Source organism: Aporhodopirellula sallentina SM41 (genome assembly GCF_000346505.1).
GTDB classification, from domain to species: Bacteria; Planctomycetota; Planctomycetia; order Pirellulales; family Pirellulaceae; genus Rhodopirellula; species Rhodopirellula sallentina.
Genome location: NZ_ANOH01000354.1, coordinates 1 through 623, shown reverse-complemented (window position 1 = coordinate 623; position 623 = coordinate 1). Strand labels below are relative to the sequence as shown.

Sequence of the window (623 nt, the reverse complement as noted above, 5' to 3'; positions counted from 1 at the left end):
TTGGCGACTTCCGCTACAGTAAATCGCACACCGATTATTCGCTCGGTCCTAGAGGACGGAGAATCGAATACCGTCGCTACGCACGAATCAGCCGCAGCGTAGAAAGATAGTGCCCTCCCACTCTAGGTGGATATTATCGGCTGCGGCTGTTTTTCGTTGCCGGTGGTGATCGAACGTGGATGGCATCCTGCGTACCCGCGACTACTGCCGCGCCAGAGCAAAACTCTCCGAAGACGCATTGCATGAACTGACCATTCCAATCGGAAACGAAGCCGAGCGACTGGTCGAACCACGTCACCTTTGGAAGGGGCGGCACGCCAAGCTCGTCGATGGCTCGACTTTCATGATGCCTGACACGCAAAGGAATCAAGCTGCCTACCCGCAAAATCGCGAGCAGAAACCCGGTATTGGTTTTCCGATTGCTCGCTTCGTCGTCGTGATCTCGCTGGCAACAGCCTGCGTGATCGACTGTGCGATTACCAGGTACAAGGGCAAGGAAACGGGCGAGACGGCACTGCGTCGTCAGATCATCGGTTGCTTCAGTAAAGGCGACGTGGGGGTGCCGATCGCTTTTACGGCAACTACTGGATGGTCGTGTTGTTGATGCGGGCCAGTGTGGATAT

1 pseudogene is annotated in these 623 nt (G+C 55.9%); it reads left to right on the top strand.

The window, feature by feature from the left end:
• Positions 1 to 295 precede the first annotated feature (295 nt).
• Positions 296 to 439: pseudogene (locus RSSM_RS35600) on the top strand (IS4 family transposase); the annotation flags it as partial.
• Positions 440 to 623 lie beyond the last annotated feature (184 nt).